This is a genomic window from Nonomuraea sp. NPDC003727, from assembly GCF_053586935.1.
The window spans coordinates 119,737-133,512 of record NZ_JBSFNE010000011.1; the positions used below are offsets into that span (position 1 = coordinate 119,737).

Consider the following 13,776-nt stretch of genomic DNA (forward strand, 5'->3'; position numbering starts at 1 on the left):
GCGGAGGCATGAGCGGGTGAACGGGCTCGACGCGCTGAGAGGCACCACCCCCGCCAAACCCCACGACGCCAGGGCGATCGCCGCGCTGGCCGCCAATCCGGGCTGCGCGCGCAGGGCGCTGATGGACGGCGCGGGCGTCGACAAGGACCGGGCGGCGCGGCATCTGGGGTTCCCCGCTCCGTTCGGGCAGTCGCCGTTCGCGATCACCAGGGGCAACGCCTTCGAGGCGCTGGTGAAGGCCGACGGCTGCGCGGAGCTGCTGCGGCTGCTGCGCGGGCTGCTGAGCCTGCCGATCGAGGAGGTCGCCTACCAGGACGTGCACAACGTCGGCGCCCACCTGCGCCACTCCCACACCAGGGCGCTGTTCGACCGGGCGGCCAGGCAGGAGCAGGGCACGCTGTACGACCATCCGCTGCTCAGCCTGGACATCGCGGGCCACGCCGCCTACCTCGAGCCCGACGTGGTGGCCTTCCAGCAGGGCGGGCAGTTCCACATCGTGGAGATCAAGTCGTTCGCGGTGATCGACGGCCAGGCCGACCCCGCGGCGGTCGCGGCGGCGGCCCGGCAGGCGGCGGTCTACGTGCTGGCGCTGCGCACCCTGTTGGAGGAGCTGGGCCACGATCCGCTGCGGGTCGCGCACGACGTGGTGCTCGTCTGCCCGGAGAACTTCGCCAACCGGCCGATGGCCACGCTCGTCGACGTGCGCAGGCAGCTGGCGGTGCTGAAGCGGCAGCTGGCCAGGATGACCTCGATCGACCGGCTGCTGGCGGAACTCCCCGACGGCCTCACCTTCGACCTGCGGCCAGGCGACGACGGGGTGCCGACCAGGCCCGCGGCCGAGCTGGCGGAGGCGCTGCACCAGGTGGCCGCCCGCTACGCGCCCGACTGTCTGTCCACCTGCGATCTGTGTTTCTTCTGCCGTGACGAGGCCCGCCTCGAGGGTGCGTCGGACCTGCTCGGCCGGCAGGTGCGCGACGAGCTCGGCGGCGTGGCGACGGTCGAGGAGGCGCTGGCCCTGGCCGACGGCCGCCGCGAGCCCGCGCCAGGCCAGGAGGAGATCGCCCGGCTGCTGCGGGACGCCGAACGGCTGCGCAGGGAGTGCCTGGCGTGAGCATCCTCACCTCGCTGGCCCGGCTGAGGGCGGTCAAGGAGGGCGTGGCGCAGCCGACGGCCACCGTGCGCCACTGCCATGTGAGCGACCGGCCGATGGTGTTCGTCCCGCTCAAGCTGTCGGGTGAGGCGGCGGCGCCGCTGGCGGCCCTGGTCGGCACCGACCGCGACGCCCCCGAGCTGCTGGTGGTCTCCCAGCCGCGCAACCGGGATCTGCGCTTCGCCTTCATGGCCGAGCTGGCGGGGGTGCTGCTGCCGTACGTCGAGAGCTTCGCGGCCCACACCGAGACGGTCGAGAAGAGGAACGCCGACCCCTACGAGCGGGCGCTCGACGCGCCCCAGCTGCTGCTGCCGAACCCGGCGGGGGTGGGGTTCACCAGGCTGCTCGGCCGCTCGACCAGGTTCCGCAGGACCGACGGGCCCTATCCGGTGCCGGAGGAGGTGCCGCTGCTGGGCAGGTGGCTGACCTACTTCGCCGAGCGGGCCGCGCACCCGGGCTCGTCGCTGACGCTGGCCGCCACCGAGGAGCTCGGCCGCCACTGGGCCACCGGGCAGAGCGGGCTGGAGGACGCCAACCTGGCCGCCCTGATCGGCTGGATCGCTCCGCCGCCGGGACTGACCGGGCCGCAGGCCGCCGAGGAGGCGGAGGACCCGCTGATCTGGCCGCCCGCCGGGCCGGCCACCGACCCCGGCTTCGACGCCGAGGTTCTCGCGCCCGCGATCGACGAAGGCACCGTCGAGCGCGTCACCGAGGCGCTGCGCACCCAGCTGACCCCGACGTGGCGGCTGCTGTGGCAGGCCGTCGACCTGCTGCGGGCGCTGCCCGCGGGGGCGAGCGTGGCGACCAGGTGGGAGGCCGACAGGGGCTCCTACAGCGTCATGGCCCAGCAGATCGCCGAGGGCGCGCCGCCGCAGGCCCGCCGCGACGGCGCCGTCTCCGCCGCGGCCCGCCTGTCCAGGATGGAACGGGCGCAGGCCGCCTTCGAGGTGCAGCGCGCCTACGACGATCCGCTGATCATGGCCGAGTACCGCCTGACCGGCGAGGCGTTCGCCGGCGAGGTGATCGAAACCGATCCCGGGCACACCGAGGGCGAGGGCCGCTCCCGCAAGCTGCGGCCCGTCGTCCTGGTCAAGACCGACGACCCCGTACGGCTGCCGCCCGGCGCCACGCTCGGCACGCCCGATCGCCGCGGCCAGGCCGCCGAGCTGGTCGACGTCCACGAGGGCCTGGTGACCCTGAAGATCACCAAAGGCATGGGCAGGGGGAAGACCCCGGCCCCCGGCTCCGTGCCCGAGCCGGGCGAGCGGGTCTGCTACACCTCGCTGACCGACGACTTCCAGGGCTCGGCGGCGCTGCCCGACAGGGAGGCCACCCCGTGGACCCACGGCGGGCCGCCCGAGGAGTACGTCCCGAGCGACGAGGACGCCCAGGAGGAGTGGGCATGAGCCCCGAAGAGGTCATCCAGGCCGTGCTGGCCGACCTGCCCAGACACCGGGGCGTGGTCGTCGACTCCCCGCCAGGCGCGGGCAAGTCGACGCTGGTCGTGCGGGCCGCGGCGCACCTGGCGGAGACCGGCGAGCCGCTGATGATCGTCGCGCAGACCAACGAGCAGGTCGACGACCTGATCGAGCGCATCGCCGACAAGCATCCCGAGCTCTCGGTCGGCCGGCTGTCCGCCTCCGGCTACGTGCCGCCGCTGCGGCTGCTGGAGATCCCGAGCGTCACGGTCGGCACCAGGATCCAGGACCTCAACGATCCGGCCGTCGTGATCGCCACCGCCGACAAGTGGGCCTGGATCAGCGGCCGTACCTGGCCGTGGGCGATCGTCGACGAGGCCTACCAGATGCGCTCCGACAAGTTGCTGCGCATCGCCGGGCTGTTCGAGCGGGCGCTGTTCGTGGGCGACCCCGGCCAGCTCGACCCGTTCTCGATCGTGGAGGCCGACAGGTGGGCGGGCCTGTCCTGGGATCCGCTGCAGAGCGCCGTGTCGGTGCTGCTGCGCCACAACCCCGACCTGCCCGTGCACCGGCTGCCGGTGTCGTGGCGGCTGCCCGCCTCGGCGGCGCCCGTGGTGTCGCAGGCGTTCTACCCGTTCACCGGGTTCCGGTCGGGCACCGGGCCCGGTGAGCGGGCGATGGAGCTGACCACCGGCGGCATGGGCACCGTGCACGACCGCGCGCTGGAGGAGGCGGCGCGCTCGGGCTGGTCGCTGCTCGAACTGCCCAGCCGCCACACGGTCCGCACCGACGGCGAGGCCGTGCAGGCGGTGGCGCGGCTGGCCACCAGGCTGCTGGAGCGCGGCGGCGTGACGTTCTCGGAGAAGGGCGAGCGGCCGGTGACGGCCGACCGGGTCGCGATCGGTGCCGCGCACCGCGACCAGGTGGCGGCCATCAGGAGCGCCGGCGTGCCGCCCGAGATCACCGTCGACATCGCCAACCGGCTGCAGGGCAGGGAGTACGACGTGACGGTGGTGCTGCACCCGCTGTCGGGACGCAGGGACGCCACCGCCTTCCACCTGGAGTCCGGACGGCTGTGCGTGCTGACCTCCCGGCACCGGCACGCGTGCGTGGTGGTGGCGAGAGCGGGCATCTCCGAGCTGCTCGACGCCCATCCGTCGGCCGAGTCGGTGCAGCTCGGCGTGCCGGTCAAGTTTCCCGACGGCTGGGAGGCGAACCAGTCGGTTCTGGAGCACCTGGCACGGCACCGGATCCGCGCCCTGGGCGGCTGAGGCCGGGCCCGCTCGTGCGGGCGGCGGCTGAGGCCGGGCCGCCCGTGCGGGCGGCGGCTGAGGCCATGCCCGCTCGTGCGGGGGCCGTTCCCGCGAGCAGGCCGGGGCCGGGGCCCGGGGGGCGCGTTGGGCGGGTGTCCCGGTCACCCGCGTGGCCGGGCCCCGGCGGGGCGTCGCTAGAGGCGGCGGCGCCAGACGTCGATGACGAGCACCGGGCGCATGCCCGCGGAGGTGTAGAGGCCCAGCGCGGGCGTGGTGTTGTTGGCGTCGACCTGCAACAGCGTGCCCCTCCGGCCGCGGGCGGCGTCGGCGGCGAAAGCCGTACGCAGCAGGAAGCGGCCGAGGCCGCGCCCGCGGAAGGCGGGCAGCGTGGCGAGAGTGAAGACGTAGCCGCGGTTCTCGTCCTCAGCGAAGTGGTTGGTGCCCACCAGCAGCGCGGCGGGCTCGCCGTCGACGCGGGCGACGAGCACCTGCGACCAGTCGGTGGCCGCCGAGGCCTGCCTGCGGCCCAGCCACTCCTCGTACGGCAGCGGCACGAACCCGAAGTGGTCGGCGAAGCCCTCCTGGTGGATGCGGTGCGCCTCGCGCCTGAGCTCGTCGGTGAGCGCGGGGTGAAGGGTGACGCCGTCGGGCGGCTCGGGAGCCTCGACAGGTCCGTCGAAGTCGATGCCGAGCCGGTGGAAGCTGGTGGCGGGCGCGAAGCCGAGCCCCTTCACCAGCGCCTGCTTGTCCTCGTCGGCGCGGTAGACGCCGATGTCGAGGGTGAGGCCTTCGTGGCCGCGCTCGGCGGCCAGCTGCCGGGAGCGTTCCATGACGGCCGACCAGAGCCCGTCCGTCACGCCGTCGCCGGTTCCCGGCCTGACGACCACCTCGACGTCGGCCTCGTCGCTGTCGCCCTTGGGGATGATCCACGCCCAGCCGTTCAGCGTGCCCGCGTCGTCCTCGGCCAGCCAGGCGTCCCGCTCGGTGTCGAGCTCGCCGAGTTCGTCGGCGATGTCGTCGAGTGTGACGTCGGGGAGGCCGATGACCGAGATGTCGTAGGTGGAGACGAGCTCGTGCACGGCGGGGGCATCGGCCGTGCGGGGTCGGCGGACGGTGTGGCGATCCATGGCGACGATTGTCCACATTCGCCGGGTCGGTCGCCTCTGGTTTTCCGCCCCGCGGATCAGGGCGCCGACCGGGGGCGGTGGGAGACCCCTGCCAGGTCCGCACCGTCCGCGGGCTCGCGCCGTCGAGCCGCTGCCGCGAACCGGGTTCCGGGCAGGGCGGAAGCCGTACCGTTACGCACGGCCACCGACAAGAGAGTCGTAGTCAGGCAGGTCGGCGCTGGTCGCCAGCGACTTGGTACTGCTGATCATGAGCTTCTGGGCCAGGCTGGTGCTGAACAGGGCGTTGCGGAACCACAGCCCGAAGGCGCCGGCCGGGGCGAGGAACTTTCCGGGGTTGGCGCCCCGCTGCCATCGGGCGGCGTATGGTCGCATGCGGTTCTCGTAGGCGGCGAAGCCGGCACGGTGATCGCCGCCTGCGGCGGCCAGCTCGCCGGCCAGCACGTAGGCGCCCACGACGGCGGTACCCACGCCCATCCCACCGAGCGTCACTCCCCAGGCGGCGTCGCCGAGCAGCGCGGCACGTCCTGATGACCAGGCCGGGACGCGGACCGTGCTGATCGAGTCGAAATACAGCTCCGGTGCGTCGCGCAGCCCGGCGAGCAGGCGCGGCACATGCCAGCGCATGCCGGTGAACGCGTCGGCGACGAGCTTCTTCTGCTGTTCGACGTCGCGCCAGTCGTGGTCGAGCTTCGGCGAGGCGAACACCGCGAAGACCCCCGCCCGATCCGGGTCGCGCTGGTCGGCGGAGACGCCGATCATCCGGCCTGGCACGTTGTACTGCTGGGGCGTGGCATCCGCGCCGAACGCGTTGGGCAGCTGCCAGCCGGCCAGGTAGTAGCCGAGGTGCCGTACGTAGCTCTGCTCGGGCCCGAACGCGATGCGGCGTACACCGGAGTGCAGCCCGTCAGCGCCGATCATCATGTCGAACGTGCGCGAGCCGTTCCGGCCGAACTCGACCCGGATGCCGTCGGCGGTCTCCACCGCGCCGGCGATCGCGTCGCCGAACAGGTACTCGGTGCGCTCGACGCCGCGCTCGTAGAACACCCGCGACAGGTCACGGCGGAGTACCTCGATGTCACCTCCGGCGAACTCGGCGGGCAGCTCGAACAGCCGGCGGCCGTGCTCGTCCACCCAGCGCATCGCGCCCGCGTGGGTCTGCAGCGCCCGGAGTTCGTCCAGAACACCCATCTTCGACAGCACGCCCAGGTGGGTGGGCCCGCGGAAGTCGACCGCGAAGCCGGAGGTGCGCAGCGTGGGCGCGATCTCGACGACGGTGGTGTCGGCCCCGTACCGGGACAGCCAGTACGCCAGGGCGGGGCCGGCGACTCCGGCGCCGGAGATCAGGACTCGCAGGCCGCGCAGCGCGGAAGTGATCACAGCACTCTCCTGTACAAAAAACTGTATCCGTTGGACACAGTGTACGATAGACACAGTTGAGCGCATGGTGCAAGGGAGTGCCGATGGCAACCGGGACGACGGCGATCACGCTGCTGTGGGAACAGCCGGCCGCACCGAAACGCGGGCCGAAACCGACGCTGAGCCTGGACACGATCGCGACCGCCGGCATCGAGATCGCCGACGCCGACGGACTCGCGGCCCTGACGATGCAACGGGTCGCCGAGCGGCTCGGCGTCACGAAGATGGCCCTGTACCGCTACGTGCCGGGCAAGGTGGAACTGGTCGCGCTGATGGTCGATCTGGCGATCGGTGAACCACCGCCGCCGGCCGCGGTCGGCGGCTGCTGGCGGCCGACGCTCGACTCGTGGGCGCGGCAGATGTACGACCGGTTCCGGGCGCATCCGTGGGCATTGGAGGCCACCGTCGGGGCACGCGCCTTCGGGCCCAACGAACTCGGCTGGCTGGAACAGGCCACCGCCGCGCTGGCCGGTACCGGGCTGGCCGGCTCGGAGATCCTCGACACGGCCGCCACCCTCGCCGGGCATGCGCGGATGATCGCGCAGCAGGCCGCGGGGACCCCGGCCGGCGCCCCCGAGCAGGCGATGGGTGATGCCATGGGCGCGATGCTGACCGGGCGCGAAGAGCGCTTCCCCACGTTGTCCGCGGCCCTGGCCGACCCGGCGGGCAAGGACCAGGCGCTCGACTTCGGCCTGCGGTGCATCCTCGACGGCGTGGAGTTGCTGATCAGCCGCCTGAACTGACGTATCGGCCCTGGCGGCGGGCCCTGCGGCTACGTTGTGCGGCCACGGCGCAGGCCGGTGATCCCCCGCGACGGGACCGGCGCTCGGGCCGCTCACATGGCGAGGGGACGCCAGTGGCGAAGGATCCCTGGAAAGGGGGTCACGGTGAGGCGGGCCCGGGGCGGGGCAGGCCCAGGTGCCGGGCCACGGGGTGAAGCGGCCTGGGTGCAGCGGCCGGGGTGCAGCGGCCGGGGTGAAGGGTGAGGCGAGCCCGGGGCGGGGCCGTCAGTAGGCTGGGCTCGTGTTGATCCGCCCCGCCACCGCAGGTGACCTGCCGTCGGTGGCCGCCGTCTACGCCCACTACGTGGCCACGAGCGTCGTCACCTTCGACGAGATCTCACCCGAGCCGGCCTTCTGGGAGAGCAGGCTCGGCGACCTCGACGCGCGGGGCCTGCCGTTCCTGGTGGCCGACGTGGACGGCGAGGTGGCGGGATACGCCCTGGCGAGCCAGTGGCGGCCCAAGCCCGCCTACCGGCACACCGCGGAGGACTCGATCTACCTGGCGCCGGGCCGTACCGGGCAGGGGCTGGGCCGGGCGCTGCTCGGCCAGTTGCTGGAGCGCTGCGCGAAGGCGGGGGTGCGGCAGGTGGTGGCGGTGATCGCCGACACCGGTGACGCGGCTTCGGTGGCGTTGCACCGCGCGTTCGGGTTCGTCTCCGCCGGGCGGCTGACCGGGGTCGGCTTCAAGCTCGGCCGCTGGGTCGACACCGAGCTGCTGCAACTCGACCTCACCCGCCACCGGCAGGCCGACGACCGGCGCCGGTAGCCGCGGCCCGCCCGGCAGGCCCCGGCCGGCGTCCGCGGCCTGGGACTGAACCGCACCATTCGGGCGCAGGCCGACCGCGCTCTCTCGTGCGGGCCGAGGACCCGGCGCTCGTGGCCGGGCCTCGGCCGTCAGCCGGCCGCGCGGCGCCGACCGGGTGCTACTCGACGACGGCGGCCTGGAGTTTGGCTTCTTCCGTGGCGGCGGGACCGCCGCGCAGCGGGATCTCCTTGATGAAGACCGCCAGCACCGGCACCACGACCGCGAACAGGATCGCCCACCAGAAGATGCCCGAGATGGCGCCCGCCAGCGTCTCGAGGAAGCCGGTGCGCACCTGCGGCGGCAGCGCGCCGAGGGCGGCGGCGTCCATCCGGCCGCCGCCGCCGACCATCCGCTCGGCCGTCTGGGCGCCGAACCTGTCGGTCAGCCCGGACAGCAGCTGGTTGTTGAAGATGGCGCCGAACAGGGAGACGCCGAACGAGCCGCCGATGGAGCGGAAGAAGGTGGAGGCGCTGCTGGAGACGCCGAGGTCCTTCTGCTCGACGCTGTTCTGGGCGATGAGCATCGTGGTCTGCATGAGGAAGCCCATGCCGACGCCGAGGACGGCGATGTAGACGCCGGTCTGCCAGGAGGGGGTGTCGACGCCCATCAGCGACAGCAGGAACATGCCGAGCGCCATCACCACCCCGCCGAGCACGGGGTAGGCCTTGTACCGGCCGGTCTTGGTGATCGCCTTGCCGACGAACAGGGACACGACCATCGCCGCTCCCATCATCGGCAGCAGCAGCAGGCCCGAGTTGGTGGCCGAGGCGCCCTGGACGGTCTGCTGGTAGAGCGGCAGGAAGTTGATCGCGCCGAACATCGCGAAGCCGAGCAGGAAGCCGACCGCCGAGATGAGCGTGAAGTTGCGGTTGCGGAACAGCTGCAGCGGCATGATCGGCTCGGCGGCGCGCCGCTCGACGGGGATGAAGAGCGCCAGCGAGACGACGGCGAGCGCGGCGAGGCCGAGGATCTGCGGAGAGCCCCAGGTGTACTCGTTGCCGCCCCAGGTGGTGATGAGCACGAGGGCGGTGATGCCGATGGACAGCAGGACCGCGCCGAGCCAGTCGATGCGCGCCTCGGTGCGGTGCCTGGGCAGCTTGAGCTTCACGGCCAGCAGGACCAGGGCGACGGCGCCGACGGGCAGGTTGACGTAGAAGGCCCAGCGCCAGTCGAGGTGGTCGGTGATGAAGCCGCCGACGAGCGGGCCCGCGATCATGGCGAGGGACATGACGCCCGCCATGATGCCCTGGTACTGGCCGCGCTCCCGGGGCGGGACCAGGTCACCGATGATGGCCATCGCGTTGACCATGAGGCCGCCCGCGCCCAGGCCCTGGATCGCGCGGAAGGCGATCAGCTCGGCCATGCCGTCGGCCGGTCCGCCCAGCATCGACGATCCGGCCATGCCGCACAGCACCGAGCCGATCATGAAGATCACGATCGAGGCCATGAAGATGCTCTTGCGGCCGTAGAGGTCGCCGACCTTGCCCCAGATGGGCGTCGAAACCGTCGTGCCGAGCACGTACGCTGTCACCACCCAGGACAGGTGTGTCAGGCCGCCCAGCTCCTCGACGATGCGGGGCATCGCCGTGCCCACGATCATGTTGTCCAGCATCGCGAGGACCATCGCGAGCATCAGGCCCGGCAGTACCGCCATGACCTCCCGCCGTCGCTCCACGGAAATCTCCCCGATTGAGAACGTCCACTTACTTGCCGACCGGCAAGCAGACGCTAAGCTAAGGTCTTACTTGCCGGCCGTCAAGTGAAATTGGACCGAAATGCGAGAAGACACACGGGCGAAGATCCAGGAGATCGCGCTCAGGCTCTTCACCGAGCAGGGCTACGAAGCCACCTCCCTTCGCGAGATCGCCGAAGAGCTCGGCGTCACCAAGGCGGCCCTCTACTACCACTTCAAGACCAAGGACGACATCGTCGCCAGTCTGGCCGAGGACAGGATCGCCGAGCAGGACGAGCTGCTCGCCTGGCTGCGGACCCGGCCCAAGACGGCCGAGACGCGCAGGGAGCTCATCCTTCGCTACGCCGAGCAGCTACGGCGCACGCGCCACCAGGACCTCGGCCGTTTCCTCGAGCGCAACCAGACCTCGCTGCGCGACCATCCGACCCTCATGGCGATGCGCGAGCGGATGATCGCGGTGGCCGAGGAGCTCAGCGGCCCCGACGACCCCATCGCCGTACGGCTGCGCCGTTCGATGGCACTGTTCACCCTCCACACCGGGATGTGGCTGACCCAGCAGTACGACATCGGCGAGGACGAGCGCCGCGAGATCGCCACCAGGGTGGCCCTGGAGATCCTCGAGGGCCGCGGCGACGATTGAGACGCGGCTCTCGGGGCACGGGCCATCGCATGACAGGGAAAGAGGAGATCGCACGCGTCAAGGAGCTCATCGACGGCTTCTACACCGGCCAGGAACGCCTCAGCCACCTGGAGATCACCAAACGGATGACGGCCGCCGAGTTGCCCGCCGACCTCATGGTCTACTTCGACCTGCTGCCTGACGGCGACTACGACCAGGAGGAACTCGTCGAGACCCTGAACCAGATGATCATCGACAGGGGCCAGGAGGACGCGGTCGGTCTGATCCCCGAGGTCTGAGGAGGCGCAGTGGAGGCGACCATAGCACTTCGGCTGCCGAGGGACGCCGCGAGCGTACCGGTGATCAGACAGACGCTCGACGGCACCCTGCGTTCGCTCCATGTCGTGCGGCCGATCAGAGAAGACATCGAACTCATGCTCAGCGAGGCCTGCGCCAACGTGATCAGGCACGCGGTACAGAGCGACGAGTACACCGTGAGCGCGGGGGTCTATCACGACCGCTGCGTCATCAGGGTCGTGGACACCGGAGGCGGGTTCGATCCGCACAGCGTCGGCGATCCGGCCCCCGGCGCCGAGCACGGCCGCGGCCTGCAGATCATGCGGGCCCTGGCCGACGACGTGCGCTTCACCCAGCGCAGGGAGCACGGCACGATCGTCAGTTTGGAGAAGAAGCTACGTTTCGAGAACGAGGCTCCCTTCCCGACACCGCGGCCATGAGGACGATGGCCAGCAGGACGACGACGGAGACGGCGAGCAGCGCGAGGGCGACCAGCCCGACGACGATCGCCAGGGTGGCGGCGAGGCTGAGCAGTGTCCACACCATGCCGGAGCGGCTGCCCGCGATCGGGTGGGTCATGCCACTATCGAGTGAAATGCCGCAATCGAGCGAGATGCCGCTTCCGGCATGACCCTCAGGCCGTCCGGTCCCGCCGCCAGGGCCTCCTTCAGCCGAAACGGCCGGGCAGCAGGTCGAGGCGGCGCAGGATGACACCCTCGCGCAGCGCCCAGGGGCACACGATCAGCTTCTCGATCTCGAACAGGTCCATGGTCGCGTCGGCGACGATCGCCCCCGCGGCGAGCTGCGCGGCCCGGCCCTCGGAGACGCCCGGCAGCTCCGCCCGAGCCGAGGCGTCCATCCTGGTCAGCTTGACCGCCCACTCGGCCAGGTCGCTCCTGGTGAGCGAGCGGGAGACGTAGGGCCCCTCGCCGGAGGGCGGGGCGCCGGCGATCCTGGCCAGCTGCTTGAAGGTCTTGGACGTGGCCACGGCGCAGTGCGGGCCGCCGTACCTGACGATGTCGCCGACCCGGCGGGCGATCTCGGCGCGGACGTGCCTGCGCAGCTTGCGCACCTCCTCGGCCGAGGGCGGGTCGGAGGTGAACCAGTCGCGGGTCAGCCGCCCCGCGCCCAGCGGCAGGGAGACCGCGACGTCGGGCTCCTCGTCCATGCCTCCGGCGATCTCGAGCGACCCGCCGCCGATGTCGAGGGTGAGCAGCCTGCCGGAGGACCAGCCGAACCAGCGCCGGGCGGCCAGGAAGGTCAGCATCGCCTCCTCGTTGCCCGACAGGACCTCGATGTCGACCCCGCACTCGGCGTTGATCCTGGCGACGACCTGCTCGCCGTTGGCCGCCTCCCTGACGGCCGAGGTGGCGAAGGCCATGAAGTCCTCGACGCCCTTGTCCTCGGCGATCTGCAGCGCCTCGGCCACGAACGCGCTCAGCCGCTCGATGCCGCGCTTGGACAGGCGGTCGCCGTCCTCCAGGTGCTCCGACAGGCGCAGCTCCTCCTTGTGGGAGTAGGCCGGGATGGGGCGGGCTCCCCGGTGGGCGTCCACCACGAGCAGATGGACAGTATTGGAGCCTATGTCCAGAACGCCGAGTCGCATGGGCGAACGTTATCGCCCGCGGGGCCGTACGGCGAAGCGGAGGCTGAAGTGGTCGAACAGGGCCGGCGCACCCACCACGGCGACCTCTCGCGCGCGCAGGATCTCGGCGAGCACGCGGGTCGCGGTGAGCATCACCAGCCCCTCCCCTGCGCAGCGGGCGGGCCCGTCGCTGAAGGGGACCTGGTCCATGAAGGAGGTGATGACGGCGACGGCGCTGCCCGCGGGCACGGTGATCCCGCGCCAGGTGGTCGGCGCCGTGGTGTCGCGCAGGATGGCAGGCGTCGTGGGCCAGCGCCGCAGCGACTCCAGCACGGCCGCGCGCGACCTGGCCTCCTCCCCCGCGTCGCCGGACGGCCCGTCGGGCGACGCGGGGGAGGAGGCCCGCAGGGCCAGTGCCCGCCATGCCGCGATGCCGGCCGCGTCGTAGGCGAACAACCAGTGCGGCACCTGGCCTTCGGCGTGCACGACGGGATCGGCCGGCGTGCGGGCGAGCAGCCCGGCCAGACTGCCCTCCTCGGCCCTGCGCAGGTGTCCCTCCAGCCGCCGCTGGAAGGCGACCCGCACGTCGGTACGGCGGGCCCGCAGGGAGAACCAGTTGGCGTCGGCCCGCAGCCGGTCCAGCAGCGCGCTGAGCTCCTCGTCGTCGCGGGCCGCGTCGCCGAGCACCACGCGCCGGGCGATCCGCCGGTGCGCCGCCTGGAAGCAGGGCCAGCCGATCACTCCCCGCGTGGGCAGCGCCGCGATCTCCTCGGCCACCTTCGCCCGCACGTCGCCGGCGATCGCGCCGGGGCCGAGCACCTCCTCGTTGAACGCCCGTCGCCGGGCGCGCAGCTCGGGATCCCTGGTGACGAGCACGGCGTCGCTCTGGAAGTGGCCGAACGCGCCCTGTTTCTCCCTGTTGGCGGGGGTGAACTCGGCGCCGTGCAGCGCCCGCCGCACGTCCGCGCCGGTCAGCGGGATGACCGCCCAGCCGCGCAACGGGATCCGCACCAGCAGCGGGCCGCCGTCGTGGCGGTCGCGCAGCCGGGCCAGCAGCCGGTTGGCCCGCTCGTCGGCCCTGAGGAGGGCGGCCAGCCGCACGCCGAGCGGCCGGCGCAGGACGACGCCCTGGGCGACGATCGGCAGCGCCACCTCCAGGGCGAGGCGCAGAGTCTCCCATGGCGAGGTCCGGCAGGGGGGCCGCGCCCGGCGCCGGGGCAGCGGCCTGGTCGGGCGGAGGGCGGGATGGTGGTTGCCCTCGGGGTCGAAGGCGGGCAGGCCGACGGCCCTGTCGCGCAGGCGCAGCAGCGCGATGGTGTGCTCGCCCGCGTTGATGGCGTACAGGTCGTGGTCGAGCCGCTGCGCGGTGAGCCTGAGCCTGCCGTGCCGGTGCCGGTAGCCGCCGGGCAGCACCAGGTCGAGGTCGCGCCCGTCGGCGCCGTCGAGGATGCGCACCAGCGTGGTCTGGCCCGCCAGCCGTACGACGGCCTCGCGCGGGCCCGTGTCGAGCGCGGGCACTCCGAGCGGCGGATGCTCCAGGACCTCGAGAGTCGCGGTGAACAGATCGCCCTCGGTGATTGTCGGCATATTTCCGCGCATACCCTTCCTCGTGGTCATGACACGCGTCGCGG

At 72.3% G+C, this 13,776-nt stretch carries 14 protein-coding genes; 8 read left to right on the forward strand and 6 right to left on the reverse strand.

Annotated elements, in window-relative coordinates:
* Window positions 1-16: 16 nt before the first annotated feature.
* The 3 genes from ACWDLG_RS27655 to ACWDLG_RS27665 are packed head-to-tail and all read left to right on the forward strand — an operon-like array spanning window position 17 to window position 3,839.
* Entirely contained in the window at window positions 17-1,111 is a 1,095-nt protein-coding gene (locus ACWDLG_RS27655; protein WP_354906901.1) for a hypothetical protein, read from the forward strand.
* Complete coding sequence (locus tag ACWDLG_RS27660) at window positions 1,108-2,556, forward strand: hypothetical protein (RefSeq protein ID WP_449925214.1); 1,449 nt, start codon at window positions 1,108-1,110, stop codon at window positions 2,554-2,556. The genes ACWDLG_RS27655 and ACWDLG_RS27660 overlap by 4 nt, the downstream gene beginning before the upstream one ends.
* Window positions 2,553-3,839 (forward strand): AAA family ATPase, encoded by a 1,287-nt coding sequence (locus ACWDLG_RS27665; RefSeq protein WP_449925216.1) that lies wholly within the window; start codon window positions 2,553-2,555, stop codon window positions 3,837-3,839. Before ACWDLG_RS27660 ends, ACWDLG_RS27665 begins: the two co-directional genes overlap by 4 nt.
* Before the next feature lie 176 nt (window positions 3,840-4,015).
* Here ACWDLG_RS27665 and ACWDLG_RS27670 read toward each other — a convergent pair whose 3' ends face one another.
* On the reverse strand, window positions 4,016-4,948 hold the full coding sequence (locus tag ACWDLG_RS27670) for a GNAT family N-acetyltransferase (protein ID WP_449925219.1): 933 nt from the start codon (window positions 4,946-4,948) through the stop codon (window positions 4,016-4,018).
* Between the two features lie 171 nt (window positions 4,949-5,119).
* Window positions 5,120-6,325 carry an FAD-dependent monooxygenase gene (locus ACWDLG_RS27675; RefSeq protein ID WP_449925222.1) on the reverse strand — a complete coding sequence of 402 codons (1,206 nt, stop codon included), beginning with the start codon at window positions 6,323-6,325 and terminating at the stop codon, window positions 5,120-5,122.
* A gap of 83 nt (window positions 6,326-6,408) precedes the next feature.
* Between ACWDLG_RS27675 and ACWDLG_RS27680 the strand changes: the two genes are divergently transcribed.
* Together ACWDLG_RS27680 and ACWDLG_RS27685 are read left to right on the forward strand one after the other, a co-directional pair.
* A complete protein-coding gene (locus ACWDLG_RS27680; RefSeq protein WP_449925225.1) occupies window positions 6,409-7,107 on the forward strand; it encodes a TetR/AcrR family transcriptional regulator in 699 nt (232 codons plus the stop codon).
* A 280-nt stretch (window positions 7,108-7,387) separates the two neighbouring features.
* Window positions 7,388-7,912, forward strand: a complete 525-nt coding sequence (locus ACWDLG_RS27685) for an N-acetyltransferase family protein (protein ID WP_449925228.1) — start codon at window positions 7,388-7,390, stop codon at window positions 7,910-7,912.
* Window positions 7,913-8,069: 157 nt separating this feature from the next.
* Here ACWDLG_RS27685 and ACWDLG_RS27690 read toward each other — a convergent pair whose 3' ends face one another.
* Window positions 8,070-9,626, reverse strand: coding sequence for an MDR family MFS transporter (locus ACWDLG_RS27690; protein ID WP_449925231.1), 1,557 nt, complete (start codon window positions 9,624-9,626; stop codon window positions 8,070-8,072).
* A 100-nt stretch (window positions 9,627-9,726) separates the two neighbouring features.
* Here ACWDLG_RS27690 and ACWDLG_RS27695 point away from each other — a divergent pair, with 100 nt between their 5' ends.
* Genes ACWDLG_RS27695 through ACWDLG_RS27705 form a run of 3 tightly spaced genes read left to right on the forward strand, consistent with a single transcriptional unit; the run spans window position 9,727 to window position 11,000 of the window.
* On the forward strand, window positions 9,727-10,284 hold the full coding sequence (locus tag ACWDLG_RS27695; protein ID WP_449925234.1) for a TetR/AcrR family transcriptional regulator: 558 nt from the start codon (window positions 9,727-9,729) through the stop codon (window positions 10,282-10,284).
* 29 nt (window positions 10,285-10,313) lie between these two features.
* Complete coding sequence (locus tag ACWDLG_RS27700; RefSeq protein ID WP_354906910.1) at window positions 10,314-10,562, forward strand: hypothetical protein; 249 nt, start codon at window positions 10,314-10,316, stop codon at window positions 10,560-10,562.
* A gap of 9 nt (window positions 10,563-10,571) precedes the next feature.
* Window positions 10,572-11,000, forward strand: coding sequence for an ATP-binding protein (locus ACWDLG_RS27705; protein WP_449925238.1), 429 nt, complete (start codon window positions 10,572-10,574; stop codon window positions 10,998-11,000).
* Here ACWDLG_RS27705 and ACWDLG_RS27710 read toward each other — a convergent pair.
* From ACWDLG_RS27710 to ACWDLG_RS27720, 3 genes are all read right to left on the reverse strand, one after another.
* Window positions 10,939-11,139, reverse strand: coding sequence for a hypothetical protein (locus ACWDLG_RS27710; protein WP_449925242.1), 201 nt, complete (start codon window positions 11,137-11,139; stop codon window positions 10,939-10,941). The genes ACWDLG_RS27705 and ACWDLG_RS27710 overlap by 62 nt on opposite strands.
* A gap of 88 nt (window positions 11,140-11,227) precedes the next feature.
* Window positions 11,228-12,166 carry a Ppx/GppA phosphatase family protein gene (locus tag ACWDLG_RS27715; RefSeq protein ID WP_449925244.1) on the reverse strand — a complete coding sequence of 313 codons (939 nt, stop codon included), beginning with the start codon at window positions 12,164-12,166 and terminating at the stop codon, window positions 11,228-11,230.
* 9 nt (window positions 12,167-12,175) lie between these two features.
* Window positions 12,176-13,732, reverse strand: coding sequence for a hypothetical protein (locus ACWDLG_RS27720; RefSeq protein WP_449925247.1), 1,557 nt, complete (start codon window positions 13,730-13,732; stop codon window positions 12,176-12,178).
* Between the last annotated feature and the right edge of the window lie 44 nt (window positions 13,733-13,776).

Bases quoted from the DNA above. Each gene is read 5' to 3' on its own strand.
- ACWDLG_RS27665 (WP_449925216.1), top strand. From the start codon at position 2,553: ATGAGCCCCGAAGAGGTCATCCAGGCCGTGCTGGCCGACCTGCCCAGA.
- ACWDLG_RS27670 (WP_449925219.1), bottom strand. From the start codon at position 4,948: ATGGATCGCCACACCGTCCGCCGACCCCGCACGGCCGATGCCCCCGCC.
- ACWDLG_RS27680 (WP_449925225.1), top strand. From the start codon at position 6,409: ATGGCAACCGGGACGACGGCGATCACGCTGCTGTGGGAACAGCCGGCC.
- ACWDLG_RS27695 (WP_449925234.1), top strand. From the start codon at position 9,727: ATGCGAGAAGACACACGGGCGAAGATCCAGGAGATCGCGCTCAGGCTC.
- ACWDLG_RS27700 (WP_354906910.1), top strand. From the start codon at position 10,314: ATGACAGGGAAAGAGGAGATCGCACGCGTCAAGGAGCTCATCGACGGC.
- ACWDLG_RS27710 (WP_449925242.1), bottom strand. From the start codon at position 11,139: ATGACCCACCCGATCGCGGGCAGCCGCTCCGGCATGGTGTGGACACTG.
- ACWDLG_RS27715 (WP_449925244.1), bottom strand. From the start codon at position 12,166: ATGCGACTCGGCGTTCTGGACATAGGCTCCAATACTGTCCATCTGCTC.
- ACWDLG_RS27720 (WP_449925247.1), bottom strand. From the start codon at position 13,732: ATGCCGACAATCACCGAGGGCGATCTGTTCACCGCGACTCTCGAGGTC.